Here is a 16,433-nt window from a genome sequence, read left to right on the forward strand (position 1 = left end):
GACGACCTCCTTGCAGGCCCGAACGGGTCGGGCGGGGTCAGATCTGGCGCCGGGGTTCGGCTGCCGTGGCCGCGGGTGCACCCGCTATGGCCACGATAGGCCACGCGGGGGCGCCCGCCCAGTGGGCGATTGTCGCACCCGTACGCGGAAACCCGACACCCGTGGCCGTGTCGATGAGAGATCGCCTGGCACTATCGTTGGTGGCGATAGCGCAGGGCTCAGCCACCACCGAGATGGCGGGCGGTGTCGACCTCGTCGAGCCAGCCCCGGGGGCCGACGCTATCGATCACCCGCAGATGCTCGCCGCTGCCGCGTGCGCTGAGCGGAGCATCGGTGGCCACCAGTACGCTGCCGGGCACCAGCAGCGGTAGCAGGTGCGCCTTGAAGGCGTCCGGCAGGCTGACCTGATTGACCACGCTGGCGGGTACGCGCTGGCCGGCGTGCTGCTCGGCGCCGGGTACACCGATCGCGATCCAGCTCGGCATCGCCGGCGTGCTGGCCGGGGTGGTCGAGGTCTGTGTCGCCGTCGGAGGCGCTGTGCTGGCCGATGCCCCGGTGGCGCCACCCTCGACGATATAGGCACGGGTGCCGCCATGCTCGTCGGGGCGGGCCAGCTCGACCCGGGAACGCCCGATCTCGATGCCGTTGCGGTAGACCACCAGCATCCGGTCGCTGCGGCTGAGGATCATCGAGATCGGCCCTTCAGTGGGAGGCGAGAGTGCCCACGCCCAAGGCTGCCCGTTGGCCAGCGGCGGGCTGTCGATATCGGCGCCGGTATGCGGGTCGATGGGGCTGGCGGGGCCGGGGTGGACCAGCGAGACCGGCGCCTCGCCGGCCTTGGCCACCACTACCGTCATGCCCAGATTGGAGGCGTCGAACAGGTGGCGGGCGAACTCGCTCGGCAGATGCACGCAGCCGTGGGACTCCGGGTAGCCCGGCAGGCCGCCGGCGTGCAGCGCGATGCCATCCCAGGTCAGCCGCTGCTGAAAGGGCATCGGCGCGTCGTTGTAGAGGTTGGAGTGATGGTCACGATCTTTCTGCAGCACCGTGAACACGCCGGTGGGCGTGTCGTAGCCGGGGCGGCCGCTGCTGATCGTGCTCACGCCGATCAGCACGCCGTTACGATAGACGTAGGCGCGCTGCTCGGTGAGGCTCACCACCACCGCCATGGGGCCGCCACGTTCGTCGTCTCCGCCCCAGATCCAGGCGCCGGGGGGCAGGGCGTCCAGTGGAGTGTCCACCGGGCTCGACTGGCGCTCGCCCCAGAACGGCGCGGCCAGACTCGGCAGCGGCAGTGCGAGCAGGGCGACCAGCAGCCCCGCGGTGATCCTGCGCGGTAGCGCTGCGGCGCTCCGGTACCTTCCCATGTCGTGACTCCACACCTGTGATGGGTGACTCAGGTTTCGTTCTTCACTCTGATACGCCAGCGCACGCCCCGCAACTCGGGATTGGCGCCTCGCCGATCACCTGCCGGGCTCACTCGCTCGTTGCCGCTTTCGGCGCCGGCTCAGCGTGCCCCGATCAGGCGCTCGTGGCTTTCGGTGCGAGCCACCTGGGCCTGGCCGCAGCGGGTCAGGGCGGCATGCAGCAGCCAGTCGCGCTGGGGATAGTAGGCGAACACGAACTGGCCCTCCTTGAGTACGTCGATCACGCCGCCGGCGACCGCCGGGCGCAGCGCCGGACAGCCCCAGCTGCGGCCCAGGCGGCCCTGGGCGGCGTCGCGGGCCGGGTCCACATAGCTGGCGCCATGCATCACGATCGCCCGGCTCATGGCGGCGTCGTTGAAGCCGGGTTCGAGCCCGTCCAGGCGCAGCGAGTAGCCGTTCTTGCCCTGATAGGTGTGGCGGGTGACGAAGAGCCCGAGGCTGGAGGCGTGGGAGCCATCGCGGTTGGAGAAGTGCTCTGGGATATCGCCGCCGGAGCCCTGGCCGTGGGCCACCACCTCGCGATAGAGCAGGCGCTGGCGGGTCAGATCGAACACCCACAGACGCGGCTCGAGGGACGAGCGGCTATAGTCGATCACCGCCAGCCGGGTGGCGTCCTCGGCGACGCCATGATGCTGTGCGCACTGCATGGTGGCGAGCCCCAGCGCCAGCACCTCGGGGTCGGCATCCGGGGCCAGACGCGCGAGTGTGTCGGCCGAGAGCTGAGGCACGGTGGCGGCGCGGGTGAGCAGATCGGGAGCCGGCGCCGCGAGCGCGACGGGGGCGAGAGGCAGCAGCGCCAGCAGCAGCGCGGTCAGTGAGATTTTCATCGGCGGGAAGCGTGGGCGGTCGCGGAAAGCGCCAGCATGCGCGAGAAGTGCCAGGGAGACAAGCCGGCAGCGGCGTCCTCGGCGTGGGTGGCTACCACTAAAGTCTAGCTGCTTTCATTTCGTTACCTCCGTAGATTGAGCCCCGACCGGGCTGTGGCCGCATTGGGCCGCGCATGACTCCCGCCAGGCGCTCACGAGGCGTTCTTTCCGTACCAGGGGCCACTCATGATCACATTCATCGCATCGATCCTGCTCTTGATAGCGGGCTATTTCACCTATGGGAAATTCGTGGAGCGCGTCTTCGTCGCCGACCGCAAGCGGCGCACGCCGGCCTTCACGATGCGCGACAACATCGACTACGTGCCGATGAATACCACGCGCAACTCGCTGATCCAGCTGCTCAACATTGCCGGGGTGGGGCCGATCTTCGGGCCGATCCTGGGGGCGCTCTACGGGCCGGTCGCCTTCGTCTGGATCGTCATCGGCTGCATCTTCGCCGGTGCCGTTCACGACTATCTCACCGGGATGATCTCGATCCGTAACCACGGTGCGCACCTGCCGCAGCTGGCGGGCAAGTTCCTGGGCAAGGCGATGAAGCATGTGGTCAACGGCTTCGCCATCCTGCTGCTGCTGCTGGTGGGGACGGTCTTCGTCACCTCGCCGGCGGCGCTTTTGGCCAACATGACGCCGCTCTCGATCACCCTGATCACCATGGTGATCTTCGCCTACTATCTGCTGGCGACGCTGCTGCCGATCGACAAGATCATCGGCCGCATCTACCCCTACTTCGGCGCGCTGCTGCTGTTCAGCGCCCTGGGTATCGGCCTGGGCATGGTCTTCACCGGTGCGCCGATTCCGGAGCTGTCGTTCGAGAACATGCATCCGCAGCACGCGCCGATCTTCCCGCTGCTGTTCTTGACCATCTCCTGCGGTGCGCTCTCCGGCTTCCACGCCACCCAGACCCCGATCATCTCGCGTACCACCGAGAATGAAGGCAGCGGGCGCAAGATCTTCTACGGCATGATGATCACCGAAGGGGTCATCGCCATGATCTGGGCCGCCGCCGCGATGAGCCTGTTCCACGGCGACCATACCCTCTCCGACGTGCTCGCCGCCGGCGGCCCCGCGGCCGTGGTCAGCCAGGTCTCCACCACCATGCTCGGCGCCGTCGGTGGTACCCTGGCGGTGCTCGGGGTCATCGTGCTGCCGATCACCTCTGGTGATACCGCCTTCCGCAGCGCGCGCATGATCATTGCCGACTACCTCAAGATCGACCAGCGTCCGCTGGTGCGCCGTCTGCTGATCGCCGCGCCGCTGTTCGTGATCTCCTACGCGCTGACCCATATCGACTTCACCCTGCTGTGGCGCTACTTCTCCTGGGCCAACCAGACCACCGCGGTGATCGCGCTGTGGGTCGCCACCATGTACCTGGTGCTGTCGCGCAAGCCTTACCTGATCACCCTGATCCCGGCGCTGTTCATGACCATGGCCACCTTCACCTATCTGGCCTATGCGCCGATCGGTTTCGGCCTGACGCTGCAGGTGAGCTACGTGGTCGCAGCGATCGGCACGCTGATCTGTGTGGCGCTGTTCATGAAGCGCGTGCGCCGTCTGAGCGGCGGTATCTTCGCCGTCGACGAGCCGGAGACGCCACGCCGCCAGGCCAACGGCCGGATCGGCGAGCTTGCCACCGACTGAGCCCGCCCCTGCTGCCGAGGGGCTCGACAGAGACTCGGCCGCAGGGCGCTCAGGCGAGCGGTACCCACGCAAACGGGCCCGTGCCAATGGCACGGGCCCGTTTCTATGGGGTCATCCTGTTTTTGAGGTCACCCTGGTCTTGAGATCACCCCAGGATGAGAGCGCCGGCAGCGGGCCGCCGGCGCGCGTGCCTCAGGAGGCCTTGTAGAGCTTGTTCAGCGCGGCGTTGAGGGTCTGGCTCGGGCGCATGGCCTGGCTCGCCAGTTCGCGGCTGGGGTTGTAGTAGCCCTTGATGTCGACCGGACGCCCCTGGACTGCATTGAGCTCGTCGACGATGGTCTTCTCGCTCTCTTCCAGGGTCTTGGCGATCTCGGCGAACAGCGACTTCAGCTCGTCGTCTTCGCTCTGGGCCGCGAGCTGCTTGGCCCAGTAGAGCGCCAGGTAGAAGTGGCTGCCGCGGTTGTCGAGCTCGCCGACCTTGCGCTTGGGCGACTTGTCGGCGTCCAGGAACTCGCCGTTGGCCTTGTCCAGGGTCGCGGAGAGCACCTTGGCACGGGCGTTGTCGAAGGTATTGCCGAGATGCTCCAGCGACGCCGCCAGGGCCAGGAACTCGCCCAGCGAATCCCAGCGCAGGTGGTTCTCTTCGAGGAACTGCTGCACGTGCTTGGGTGCGGAACCACCGGCACCGGTCTCGAACAGGCCGCCGCCGTTCATCAGCGGTACCACCGAGAGCATCTTGGCGCTGGTGCCCAGCTCCATGATCGGGAACAGGTCGGTGAGGTAGTCGCGCAGCACGTTACCGGTGACGGAGATGGTGTCTTCGCCCTTGCGGATACGCTCGAGGGAGACTTTCATCGCCTCGACCGGCGCGAGGATGCGGATATCCAGACCGCTGGTGTCGTGCTCCTTGAGGTAGGTCTCGACCTTCTCGATCAGGCGCGCGTCATGGGCGCGGTTGGCGTCGAGCCAGAAGATCGCCGGGGTGTCGCTGGCACGTGCGCGGGTGACCGCGAGCTTGACCCAGTCCTTGATCGGCGCGTCCTTGGCCTGGCACATGCGCCAGATGTCGCCGGTTTCCACGTCGTGGCTGAACAGGGTGTGGCCGTGCTCGTCGGTGACCACCACGGTGCCGTCGGCCGGGATGTGGAAGGTCTTGTCGTGGGAGCCGTACTCCTCGGCCTTCTGCGCCATCAGACCCACGTTGGGCACGCTGCCCATGGTGGTCGGGTCGAAGGCGCCGTGCTGCTTGCAGTCCTCGATCACGGTCTGGTAGATGGTGGCGTAGCAGCGGTCCGGGATTACCGCCTTGGTGTCGTGCAGGGCGTCATCGGTGCCCCACATCTTGCCCGAGTCACGGATCATCGCCGGCATCGAGGCGTCGATGATCACGTCAGACGGCACGTGCAGGTTGGTGATGCCCTTGTGCGAGTTGACCATCGCCAGCGACGGACGCTCCTGGTAGAGCGCGTCGATGTCGGCCTTGATCGCGTCCTGCTGCTCGCTCGGCAGCTTCTCGATCGCGCTGTAGAGATCGCCGATGCCGCTGTTGGGGTTGAAGCCGGCCAGCTTGAGCGCGTCGGCGTGCTTCTCCAGCGCCTCCTTGTAGAACTCCTCGACCACGATACCGAACATGATCGGGTCGGAGACCTTCATCATGGTCGCCTTGAGGTGCAGCGAGAAGAGCACGCCGCGCTTCTTGGCATCCTTGATCTCGCTGTCGATGAAGTTGCGCAGCTGGCGGCTGCTCATGACCGCGGCGTCGACCACTTCGTCGGCCTGGACCGCGAGGCCCTCCTTGAGCACCTGGCTACTGCCATCCTTCTGCTTGAGTTCGATCTTGAGCTTGCCGGCCTTCTCGATGATCGCCGACTGCTCGCTGCCGTAGAAGTCGCCGTCGCTCATGTGGGAGACGTGGGACTGCGAGTCACTGCTCCACTCACCCATGCGATGGGGATACTTGCGTGCGTAGTTCTTGACCGACTTGGGCGCGCGACGATCGGAGTTGCCTTCTCGCAGCACCGGGTTGACCGCGCTGCCCTTGGCCTTGTCGTAGGCTGCCTTGATCGCTCTCTCTTCGTCGTTCTTGGGCTCTTCCGGGTAGTCCGGCAGCGGGTAGCCCTGGCTCTTCAGCTCCTTGATGGTGGCCTTGAGCTGCGGGCCGGAGGCGCTGATGTTGGGCAGCTTGATGATGTTGGCTTCCGGCGTCTTGGCCAGCTGACCCAGCTCGGCGAGGTCGTCGCTGACGCGCTGGCTGTCGTCGAGCAGGTCGGGGAACTGTGCCAGTACGCGGCCGGCGAGCGAGATGTCGCGGGTCTCGACGGTGATGCCGGCGGTGCCGGTGAAGGCTTCGATGATCGGCAGCAGAGAGTAGGTGGCCAGTGCCGGCGCTTCGTCGGTCAGGGTATAGATGATCTTCGGCGTATTGGACATGTCTGTTCGTTAACCTCTCTTTGGCGATTGCACGTTGGCGATGGCACGGGGTGTCGAGCGCGGGCGGGAGCGCCGGCTACGCTGCGATCCAGAGCCCGTCGAGGCACCCGGCATCGCGATACGGACGATGCCACGCGCGTAAAATCGGCGGCCTCGGCTGTCGATGCGCGCCCCGGGGTGATGAGCGTGGGGCCGTGCATGAGTTGTCGACAACCTGGCGGATCGGGGCAGAGTATACCAGCGCCCGATGAAGGACGCATTCACACGGGTGCGCCAGGGCGGCGGCTGCGAGGCACGCCTGGCGCGCCCTCGCAGCCCCTGGGCGGCCTGTGCGGCGCCCGGGCGATCTCCCGGTTTCACCTCAGCGCGGCAGGGTGACGATCTCGACCCAATTGGCCTTGGTGCCGGCCGGGGCGTCGCTGGCATGGCTGAGCTCGCCGCTGGCGGCATCCACCCGGTAGAGCGCGAGATGATCGCTGCGCTCGCCGGCGACCACCAGGAACTCGCCCTGGGGGTCGATCTCGAAACCGCGCGGCTGGGCCACCGTGGCCTGATTGGCGACGAAGGTCAGGCTACCGGTCTCGGGGTCCGCGCGCAGGGTACTCAGGGTGCTGGTGGTGCGCTCCGAGAGATAGAGGTGGCGGCCATCGGGACTGATATGCAGGTCTGCGGCCCAGATCCGCGGGGTGTCGTCGCCGTCGGGAATCTCCTCGCGCGGCATGCCGCGGGTCAGTTCGCTCTCCGGCGGCAGGCCGGCACACACCGAGCGCCGGCTCAGGGTGCCGCTGTCGGCATCCAGGGCGAAGGTGGTGACGCTGGCATCGAACTCGCCGAGGACGTAGACGAAGCGCCCGCAGGGAGAGAACACGAAATGACGCGGGCCGACGTCGGGGTCGGTGGCGGCGGCGTCCGGGGTGTTGGCGCTCAGTTGGCCATCGAAGCGGAACTGCGCCAGGCGGTCGTCGCCGAGATTGGTGGCGAGGACATGGCGGTCATCCGGGGTGGCGAGGATGGCGTGGGCGTTGCTGCCGGTGGGGCAGGTCTGGGTGACGTCGCCGACCACGCCGTCGGCACCGATCGGGCTGACGCTGACCACACTGTCGCCGTAGGAGGCGGCGAGCAGATGGCGCCCGCTGCGGTCGGTCGAGATATACGCCATGCTGCCCTCGAGGCGGCCGCTGCCCAGCGGCGTGAGCGCGCCGTCGTCTTCGATCCGGTAGCTCAGCACGCGCAGCGGCTGGCTGCGGATGGCAGCGTACAGGAAGCGGCGATCCGGGCTCAGCGCCAGCGGCATCACGTTCTCCGCGGCCGGCGTGGTGGCGAGCGGCTCGAGCCGGCCATGCTCCCGGTGCAGGCGATAGCTGCCGATGGTGCCGTCGCCGGCGTTGGCCACGTAGACGACGGTATCGAAATCGGATGACGACATGCGCGCTCCTCGAGTGGGCGAAAAGGGTTCTTGTTTTAGCATCGCACGTGCCTCGGCGTCGATTGGCGACTCGGCGGGGGCAGGGCGCTCACGCCCCTTCCCGCTTCAGGCGGCTGCGCAGCAGCTGGAGAATGGCACGCTCGTCGGGGCTGGTCAGCGCCTCGGCCTGTTCCAGCTCGGCGTCGACCAGCTGACGGAAGTGCGACAGCGTGCGTCCATCCAGATAGCTCTCCACTACCCGCGGGTCGATATAGCTCGCCTTGGCGATACTGGGGGTGTTGCCGAGCCGCTCGGCCACGCGCGCCACCGCCTCGCGCACGTTCTTCTCGCTGCTCTGGTCATCCTCGCCCAGGCCCAGCTCGTCGAGGGCCAGGGCGGCGATCGAGGTGCCCGCCCAGGTGCGGAAGTCCTTGGCGCTGAAGCGCTCGCCCATCACCTGGTGGATATAGTCGTTGAGATCGTGGCTGTCGACGCGGGTCTTGTGGCCGGCGTCGTCGAAGTACTTGAAGATCTCGTAGCCGGGAATATCGTCGAGCTCGGCGACGATTGCCGCCAGGCGCCCATCCTCGACCACCCGGTGCTGCTGCTGGCCGCTCTTGCCCTGATAGTCGAAGATCAGTTCGTCCCCCTCGATGGTGAGATGCCTGGAGCGCATGGTGGTGAGCCCGTAGGAGTCGTTCTCCTGACGGTAGCGCTCGCTGCCGGGACGAAAGTAGGCGCTGTCGATCAGGCGCACCATGCACGCCAGCACCTTGTCGCGGGGCATGCCGTCGAGGGTCAGGTGCTGCCCGGTGACCCGGCGCATGCGGGTCAGTCGGCTGGCGAACTCGACCATGCGGTCGAACTTCTCGAACTCGCGCTGCTCGCGCCAGGCGGCGTTGTAGATGTACTGCTTGCGCCCGGCGCTGTCGCGGCCGGTGGCATGGATGCGGTGGCGCTTGTCGAGAATCACCTCCACCTCTTGCCACGCCGGCGGGATGGCGAGTCCGGCGATCCATTCGCGCCAGCGCTTGTCCTTGAGGGTGGTGCCGTCGGGGGTGCGATAGGTGAAGCCTTTGCCGCAGCGGTGGCGGGTGACGCGCCGCGGGGTCGAGCGGGACATGGCAAGCTCCTTTTGCCGGTGACGAGGGCGGAGGGTAGCGGGTGGCGCCGACTCCCTGTCGGCCACACCGCTGCGCTGATTACAGGATAGTCGGCGTCGGCGCGCTCGGTATCTGAAGGGATAGTGTCGGCATCGGCGGATGAGCCGGGCCGCGTGCCGTCGGGGCTGGGTAATCGCCGCCGTGTGGGGTAGTCTCGGACACGTCGCGGCCTGAGCGCCGTATTCGGTCAGGAGCTGAGTAGCGGTGCCAGAGGCTGTGTCCCAGACGCCCAGCGAGGGTGGCGAATTCCGTCTCGGGGTGATGATGCTCGCGACGCGATTTCCGCGCCCGCTCGGCGATATCGGCAATCCCGCCAGTTTCGCGTATCCGGTACGCCATGTGACCGTGGCCGCGGCCAGTGTGCCCGCCGTGGTCAGTGCACAGATCGCCGAGCCGGTGGTGGCCGCCTTCGTCAGCGTTGGCCAGCAGTTGATCGACGAGGGCGTCGACTGCCTGGCGACCTCCTGTGGGTTCGTCTGCGCCATTCACGATCGCCTGCAGGCGCGGCTGCCGGTGCCGCTGGTCTCCTCGGCGCTCAATCTGCTGCCGTGGCTGCACGCGCGACATGCCGCCGAGGGGCCGATCGGTATCCTCACCTTCGATGCCGATACCTTGAGCCAGGCCCACTTCGGCCGTTTCTGGCGCGAGGGCTGTGTCATCCACGGCCTGCAGCACAGCGCCCACTTCTATCCCACCATCCGCTATGACCGCCCGCAGTGGGACGCCGAGCAGGTGGCGCAGGAGGTGGTCGAGGCGGCGCTGGCGCTGCACCGGCGCCAGCCCGACATGACGGCGCTGCTGCTCGAGTGCACCAATCTGTCGCCCTACCGGCAGCGGCTGGCGGCGGCGCTCGAGCTGCCGGTCTACGACATCCACGACGCCATTACCCTGGCACGGCGGGGTGACGCGGCATGAGCCGTTCGCGCGCCTTGGCGCCAGCGCCCACTGTCTCGGGCCACGTCGACACCGCGCTGTGCGCCGAGGCCCTGCCTGGCACTACCGACTTCGCACCAGACTTCCCAACAATAAAAGGATGCTTTCGCCATGTGGCTGGTACTCATCCCGATGGCCCTTCTGTTCGCCATCATTCTGCTGCCGATCCCGCGTATCGGCGGCAATGTCATGCTGGGGCTGCTGGCCGCGGCGCTGGCCGCCGCGCTGCTCGGCGGCCTGGGGCCGATGGCAATGATCGCCGCTGCCATCAGCGGCATCGACAAGCTCTCCTGGGTCATCATGCTGTCGATCTTCGGCAGCCTCTACGCCGAGGCGCAGGTGCGCATCGGTGCCATGCAGACTGCCCTGGATGGCTTTCGCGCGCTGTTCGGACGCTCGACCACGGGCCTGGTGTGTGCGGTGATCCTGACCCTGGTGCTGAGCGGCTCGCTGCTGGGTGATGCCATCGCTGCGGCGACCGTGATCGGCTTGCTGGTGGTGCCGACGCTGGTCTCGCTCAAGCTGAGCGGTGAGCGCATCGCGGTGATTATCGTGATGGGGGCGGTGATCGGCTCCGGCATGCCGCCGATCTCGCAATCGTTCTTTCTGGCGGCATCGCTGACCGGTATCGAGCCGGGCCAGATCCTGGGCTGGGCCTACGCCACCATGAGTGTCAGCGTGGTACTGGCGATGTTCGTCGGCGCCTGGCTGGCGCGGGGGCACACCTCGGCTGCGCTGCTGACGGCCCCCGAGCCGCTGCTGCGGGTGCTCGGGCAGCGCTGGCGCACGCTGATTCCGATGGCGGTGCTGCTGGTGATCGTGATCGCCGCCTCGCTCGGCTTCAACGTGTTCGAGCGCACCCCGGGGCTGGCCGAGCTGGTCGCCTGGCTCAAGGGCATTCCCATCGTCAAGGGGCTGGCGTTCCGGGTGGTGATGGCGGTGATCGTGGCCCTGGCGGTGAGTTTCGCCTTCCGCGCGGTGCGCCAGCAGGCCGGGGCGGTGGTCTCCTCGGGCCTGAAGAACGTCGCCAAGACGGTGCAGATCCAGCTCTGCGCCGGGGTCATGGTGGGGGTGTTCTACCAGGCTGGCCTGATCGACCTGGTGCAGCAGGCCACCGCCCACCTGGCAGCCCACTGGATGGCCGCCGCCGGTGGGTTGGCGACGATCGCCGTGGGCATGCTCACCGGCTCGCAGACCACCTCCCAGACCATGATCGTGAGCATGATGGCACCGGCGCTGACCCATCTCGGCAATGATCCGACCCATGTGGCGGTGGGCGCGGCGCATCTGGCCATGGCCGGGCAGTCGATGCCGCCGGTGGGGCTGACCACCTTCGTGGTGACGGGGCTGGTGGGCGGTATCGTGGGGGTCAAGGTCGACCCGGTGAAGACCATGCTGATGGCGCTGCCGGTGACGATCTACTTCACCCTGGTCGGGTTCGCGTTCTGGTTCATGGGGTAGAGACGATGCGTAGGATGGGATGGGGGCGCCAGCGGACAGGCGGGATGAGGCGACGGAGCGAACGATGAACACACGCACAATCGCGGTGATCGGCGGCGGTATCGTCGGCCTCTGTACCGCGCTCTCGCTGCAGCAGCGTGGTTTCGCGGTGACCCTGGTCGCCCCCGAGACCTCGCGGGAGATGACCTCCTACGGCAACGCCGGCGTGATCACCCAGGCCTCGGTCATTCCGCTCAATATCCCCGGGCTACTCGGCAAGGTGCCGCGCTATCTGCTCAACCGCGACCCGGCGCTGCGCATTGCGCCAGCCTTTCTGCCGCGGGCCACCCCCTGGCTACTGCGCTTCATGCGGGGTTGCCAGGCGGAATCGGTGGCCAGCCGTACCGCCTCGCTGGCGCGCCTGATCCGGCCCGCGCTCGCGGCACACCGGCACTGGGCACGGGAGGCGGGCGCCGAGTCGCTGTTCCACGAAACCGGCTGGACCAAGCTCTACCGCCACCCGCAGGCGCGTGAACGGGTGAGCCTGGAGTGCCAGCTCTGGGACGCCAACGAGGTCGCCTACGAGCCTCTCACCGGGACGGCGCTGGATCAGGTCTTCGACGGCGCCTCGCGTCACTACACCCTGGGACTGCGCATTCCCGAGACCGCCTATGTGGATTCACCCGGGGCGCTGGTAGCGCGCTATCGCGACCTTTTCCTGGCCCGCGGCGGGCGCTGGCAGTGCGCCAGCGTGGCAGGCATCGAACCGGTGGCCGGGGGCTTTCGGCTGCAGGGCGGTGACACCCGCTACGCCCAGGTGGCCGTCTGTGCCGGGCCCTGGTCGCGGGAGCTGGTGGCACCCTTGGGCTATCGCCCGCCGCTGGCGTTCGAGCGCGGCTATCACCAGGAGTTCACCCTTGGCGCCGGCCAGGGGCTGGCGATGCCGTTCCACGACGTCGAGGGAGCCTTCGTGTGCACACCCATGAACGGTGGGGTGCGCGTGCTCACCGGGATCGAGTTCGACGCCCGCGACCGCAAGCCGACGCCGCGCCAGCTCCAGCGGGTGCTGCCGCGGGTCCGCCAGGTGCTGGCGCTGGGCGAGGCCCAGGGGGAGCCCTGGCTGGGCCGTCGCCCCTCGCTGCCGGACGGGCTGCCGATGATCGGTGCCGCGCCGCGCCACCCCGGTCTCTGGTTCGCCTTCGGCCACGGCCATATCGGGCTGTCGACGGGGGCGGTCAGCGGCGAGTGGCTGGCCGACGATATCCTGCGCGGCCGTGAGGATCCCCAGCGCGGTGCCTTCAGTCCGGCGCGCTTCGTCTAGCGCTCTCGGCTACGCTATGAGCTAACGGCGAGCGCGATAGGGCTGGCCGCAGGCCAAGCGGACAGCCGTGTCCGCAGAACGGCGATACCAGGGAGTGGCAGCGCATGATCGGGCGGTTTCAGTGGGTCTGGCGGCGGATGCACCGCTCGCTGTGGTATCGAGCATCCCTCTATTCGCTGGCCGGGGTGGTAACTGCGCTGATCGCCTGGGTGGCGACGCCGTGGCTGGCGCTGCCCGAGGTCTTCACCATCGGCGCCAGGGCGGTCGACAGCATCCTCGACATCATCGCCTCGAGCATGCTCGCGGTGACCACCTTCTCGCTCAGCGCCATGGTCACCGCCTACGGCTCGGCGACCAGCAACGTCAGCCCGCGGGCGACGCTGCTGCTGATCGAGGATCGGGTGACCCAGAACACCCTGGCCACCTTCATCGGCGCCTTTCTGTTCAGTCTGGTGGGGATCGTCGCGCTGGCCGCCGGGATCTACGACGCCGACGGGCGCACGTTGCTGTTCGCCGCCACCCTGGTGGTGATCGTGCTGGTGGTCTATCAACTGATCAAGTGGGCCGGCTACCTCACCCGTCTGGGGCGAGTGCGCGACACTATCGGCAAGGTCGAAAGCGCGGCCAGCGCCGCTCTCGGTGCACGCATCGAAAACCCCTATCTCGGTGGCGAAGCGATGCCCGCCGTGCTGCCCTCGGGGCTGAGCACGGTGCGGGCGGGGCAGGTGGGCTATGTGCAGCATATCGATACCGCGCATCTCGGTAGCCTGGTCGAGGACGCCGGGGAGGCGATCTATGTGCAGGTGCTGCCGGGCAGCTTCGTCGATCGCCACGCCGTGCTGGCCGCCAGCGCCAAACTCGACGAGGCGCGCATCGACGCGATCCAGGCCGCCTTCACCATCGGCCCGTTGCGCCACTTCGACCAGGACCCGCGCTTTGGCCTGATCGTGATGGCCGAGGTCGCCTCGCGCGCGCTCTCGCCGGGCATCAACGACCCCGGTACCGCGATCGATGCGATTGGCTGTGCGGTGCGGACGCTGACGCCCTGGGTCGAACACGCCACGGGTGGCATCGGCGAGCCCGAGTCGCCGGTCCGCCACGTGCATGTCGAGGCGCTGTCGACCCAGGATCTGTTCGATGACTTCTTCACCCCGGTGGCGCGGGATGGTGCCGGTAGCGTGGAGGTCTGCATCCGTCTGCAGAAGGCGCTGCGTGCGCTGGCGGTGGCGGGGGATGTGCGGATTCAGGCGCTGGCGCGGGAGCATATGCAGCTGCTGGTGGCGCGCTGCGAGCACGCCATGCCGCTGGAGGCGGACAGGGCCAGGGTGAAGGCGCTGCTCGACCCCGAGCCCGCCCGTTACACCTGATACTCGATATCCAGGGCCGCGAACCGGCGCCCGGTCTGCCCTTCGGGCGGGGGCGCCGGCCGCGGCCGTGGTGGTTCAGTTGAGGCCGAGCAGCCCACGCAGGGTCGACAGATCCTCCGCCAGCACGTTGACCGGGCCGGTCAGGGCGCGGCGGTCGGCGTCGCTGACCTTGTCGTAGGAGACGAAGCCCTTCTTGGGATCCTGGGGATCGACCCGGTAGTCGGCCAGGATCGCCTCGACGTCATCGAAGTTGCCCTGCACGCGCTTGACGAAGCCGGCGTCTTCCTCGGCGGCCAGCGGCTTGAACAGCTCGAAGATCTCCTGGGCGCCATCCACGTTGGCCTGGAAGTCCCACAGGTCGCTGCGGCTGTAGCGGTCCTCTTCACCGGAGACCTTGGTCGCCGCGACCTCCTCCATCAGCGCCGCGGCGCCACCCACCACGGTCGAGGGCGGGAAGGTGAGCCCTTGCACACGCTGGTCGAGATCGTCGACGTCTTGCATCAGCCCCTTGGCGTAGGGAGCGAGCCCTTGGGTGCTTTGGGCCTTGAAGAGGCCATACTCGAGGCGGTGGAAGCCGGTGAAGTCGGGGTCCTTGACGCCGTGCTCATAGTCGTCCTCACGCGCATCGATGCTGGCGTCGAGGTCGGCGAACATCTCGGCGATCGGCTCGATGCGCTCGTAGTAGACGCGGGTGGGGGCATACAGCGCCTGGGCCTTGTCCAGGTTGCCCTGTTCGATCGCCTGGGTGAACTCGCGGGTATGGGCGACCAACTGTTCCAGATTGTCGAGTACGTAGAGCTTGTACTCGGCGATCGGACCGACCAGCGCATCGGCGGGGACGGCGGCCTGGGCGGGGGCGTTGAGCGCCATCAGCGCCAGGGCGCTGACACTGATCCAGCGGGAGAGCGGTTGCATGGTGAAGCTCCTTTCGATGATCCGTGGTGAGGATTGTCTGGACACTACCTGGGGCAGCGTCGGGTCGATGCCGTGTTGCTAGTCGTGTGGTCCTGGCCTGGGCCCGTCTTTGCGGGCCTTGTCCGCGAGGGTACGAGCCCCCTCAGGCGGTGGCTGCCATCAGCCCGCGCCCCAGGTAGTCCTGCTCATCCCGCGCGCCGGGCAGCACGAAGAAGTAGCCACCGCCGACCGGCTTGATGTACTCCTCCAGCGGTTCGCCATCCAGGCGCTTCTGCACCGTGATGAAGCCCTCCTGCAGATCCGCCTGGAAGCAGATGAACAGGAGCCCCATGTCGAGCTGGCCGTTGGGCTCGACCCCGTTGGAGTAGTTGAACGGGCGGCGCAGGATACGGTTCTTCTCGGTCGCCGGGGTGCGCGGGTTGGCCAGGCGGATATGGGCATCGAGCGGGGTGATCTTGCCTTCTGGGTCGCTGGCGTAATCCGGCACGTCCTGCTCGACCCCGCCGGAGAGCGGCGCACCGCTCATCTTCTCGCGGCCGAAGATCGCCTCCTGTTCACCCAGCGGGGTGCGATCCCAGCGCTCCACGTAGTTGCGGATGATGCGCACCGCCATGTAGCTGCCGCCCACCGCCCAGTCGGGCTCGTCGCGCTGTGGGTCGACCCAGATCAGCTCGTCCATCAGTGCCGGGTCCTGGGCACTGGGGTTGGCGGTACCGTCGCGGAAGCCGAGGAAATTGCGCGCGCTACCGTCGATGTCTCCCGGTGAGGGCGGCAGCAGCGGCACGTTGCCCTCCTGTTTCCAGCGCACCAGCAGGCTTCCGGGGGTGTGCTTGATGATGTCGCGCAGCGCGTGATAGGCGGTATCGAGGGTGTTGGCGCAGATCTGCAGCGCCAGGTCGCCGTGGCAGCGGGCGGCATCGAGGGCGTCGTTGGGAAACCCCTGCATGCGCTCGAGATGTCGGGGCCGGGCGGGGGCGAGGCCGAAGCGGTCGTCGAACAGCGAAGCGCCCAGCGCCACGGTCACGCTCAGGCCGTCGGGGGGGATACGCGGGCCGAGGATGCCGGAGTCGGGCGGCGGGAAGCGTGGGTCGCGCTGGGGGTAGGCGCCGCCCTGGGTCAGAAAGGCGATACGCGTGGTCAGCGTGCGCAGCAGTGTATCCAGTCCCTCGCGATCGCGCGCCAGCACGTCGAAGGAGACCAGCATGCCGCTGGCCTGGCGCGGCGTGGTGATCCCCTGCTGATGCGGGCCATGGAAAGGGTAGGTGAGTTCGGGGTCCTGGGTCAGCGGGGCGCTGGTGACTTCTGCACTGCGCTGGGTGTGGCCGGCGGCGTCCGCCTTGGCCGGCTCGGCCAGCGCCTGGCCGGGGCAGAGGCCCGCGAGTCCCAGGCCGAGGCCGGTGACCCCGGCGCCGCGGAGGAAGCCGCGGCGGTCCAGGCGGGTGTCGCTATGGGTAGAGAATCCAAACGGGCAGCGGGAAGATGGCTGATCACTCATGGCTGTTTGACC

At 67.9% G+C, this 16,433-nt stretch carries 12 protein-coding genes; 5 read left to right on the forward strand and 7 right to left on the reverse strand.

What is annotated here, in order from left to right; translation table 11 throughout:
• Positions 1-218: 218 nt before the first annotated feature.
• Positions 219-1,367 carry a L,D-transpeptidase gene (locus DOM67_RS09475; RefSeq protein WP_110675401.1) on the reverse strand — a complete coding sequence of 383 codons (1,149 nt, stop codon included), beginning with the start codon at positions 1,365-1,367 and terminating at the stop codon, positions 219-221.
• Between the two features lie 140 nt (positions 1,368-1,507).
• On the reverse strand, positions 1,508-2,254 hold the full coding sequence (locus DOM67_RS09480) for a murein L,D-transpeptidase catalytic domain family protein (protein WP_110675402.1): 747 nt from the start codon (positions 2,252-2,254) through the stop codon (positions 1,508-1,510).
• A 225-nt stretch (positions 2,255-2,479) separates the two neighbouring features.
• Between DOM67_RS09480 and DOM67_RS09485 the strand changes: the two genes are divergently transcribed.
• Positions 2,480-3,952 carry a carbon starvation protein A gene (locus DOM67_RS09485; protein WP_110675403.1) on the forward strand — a complete coding sequence of 491 codons (1,473 nt, stop codon included), beginning with the start codon at positions 2,480-2,482 and terminating at the stop codon, positions 3,950-3,952.
• Between the two features lie 192 nt (positions 3,953-4,144).
• Here DOM67_RS09485 and DOM67_RS09490 read toward each other — a convergent pair whose 3' ends face one another.
• The 3 genes from DOM67_RS09490 to DOM67_RS09500 form a co-directional block, all read right to left on the reverse strand.
• Positions 4,145-6,382 carry an NADP-dependent isocitrate dehydrogenase gene (locus DOM67_RS09490; protein ID WP_110675404.1) on the reverse strand — a complete coding sequence of 746 codons (2,238 nt, stop codon included), beginning with the start codon at positions 6,380-6,382 and terminating at the stop codon, positions 4,145-4,147.
• Positions 6,383-6,743: 361 nt separating this feature from the next.
• The gene (locus DOM67_RS09495) at positions 6,744-7,808 is read right to left on the reverse strand and encodes a beta-propeller fold lactonase family protein (protein WP_157958829.1); all 1,065 of its coding nucleotides are present in this window, start codon (positions 7,806-7,808) and stop codon (positions 6,744-6,746) included.
• Between the two features lie 88 nt (positions 7,809-7,896).
• The gene (locus tag DOM67_RS09500) at positions 7,897-8,910 is read right to left on the reverse strand and encodes a DNA topoisomerase IB (RefSeq protein ID WP_110675406.1); all 1,014 of its coding nucleotides are present in this window, start codon (positions 8,908-8,910) and stop codon (positions 7,897-7,899) included.
• Positions 8,911-9,154: 244 nt separating this feature from the next.
• On the opposite strand from DOM67_RS09500, the gene DOM67_RS09505 reads away from it, so the two are divergent.
• From DOM67_RS09505 to DOM67_RS09520, 4 genes are all read left to right on the forward strand, one after another.
• Positions 9,155-9,865: an aspartate/glutamate racemase family protein gene (locus DOM67_RS09505; RefSeq protein ID WP_157958830.1), complete on the forward strand. Its 711-nt coding sequence runs from the start codon at positions 9,155-9,157 to the stop codon at positions 9,863-9,865.
• A gap of 129 nt (positions 9,866-9,994) precedes the next feature.
• Positions 9,995-11,344: a TRAP transporter large permease subunit gene (locus tag DOM67_RS09510; protein ID WP_110675408.1), complete on the forward strand. Its 1,350-nt coding sequence runs from the start codon at positions 9,995-9,997 to the stop codon at positions 11,342-11,344.
• Positions 11,345-11,408: 64 nt separating this feature from the next.
• Positions 11,409-12,644 carry an FAD-dependent oxidoreductase gene (locus DOM67_RS09515; protein WP_157958831.1) on the forward strand — a complete coding sequence of 412 codons (1,236 nt, stop codon included), beginning with the start codon at positions 11,409-11,411 and terminating at the stop codon, positions 12,642-12,644.
• Positions 12,645-12,748: 104 nt separating this feature from the next.
• Positions 12,749-14,011: a DUF2254 domain-containing protein gene (locus DOM67_RS09520; RefSeq protein WP_110675410.1), complete on the forward strand. Its 1,263-nt coding sequence runs from the start codon at positions 12,749-12,751 to the stop codon at positions 14,009-14,011.
• A 75-nt stretch (positions 14,012-14,086) separates the two neighbouring features.
• Here DOM67_RS09520 and efeO read toward each other — a convergent pair whose 3' ends face one another.
• Complete coding sequence (gene efeO, locus DOM67_RS09525) at positions 14,087-14,926, reverse strand: iron uptake system protein EfeO (protein ID WP_110675411.1); 840 nt, start codon at positions 14,924-14,926, stop codon at positions 14,087-14,089.
• 142 nt (positions 14,927-15,068) lie between these two features.
• Positions 15,069-16,421, reverse strand: coding sequence for an iron uptake transporter deferrochelatase/peroxidase subunit (gene efeB, locus DOM67_RS09530; RefSeq protein WP_110675412.1), 1,353 nt, complete (start codon positions 16,419-16,421; stop codon positions 15,069-15,071).
• Between the last annotated feature and the right edge of the window lie 12 nt (positions 16,422-16,433).

This window comes from Salinicola sp. RZ23, from assembly GCF_003206675.1.
Classification (GTDB): Bacteria; Pseudomonadota; Gammaproteobacteria; order Pseudomonadales; family Halomonadaceae; genus Salinicola; species Salinicola endophyticus.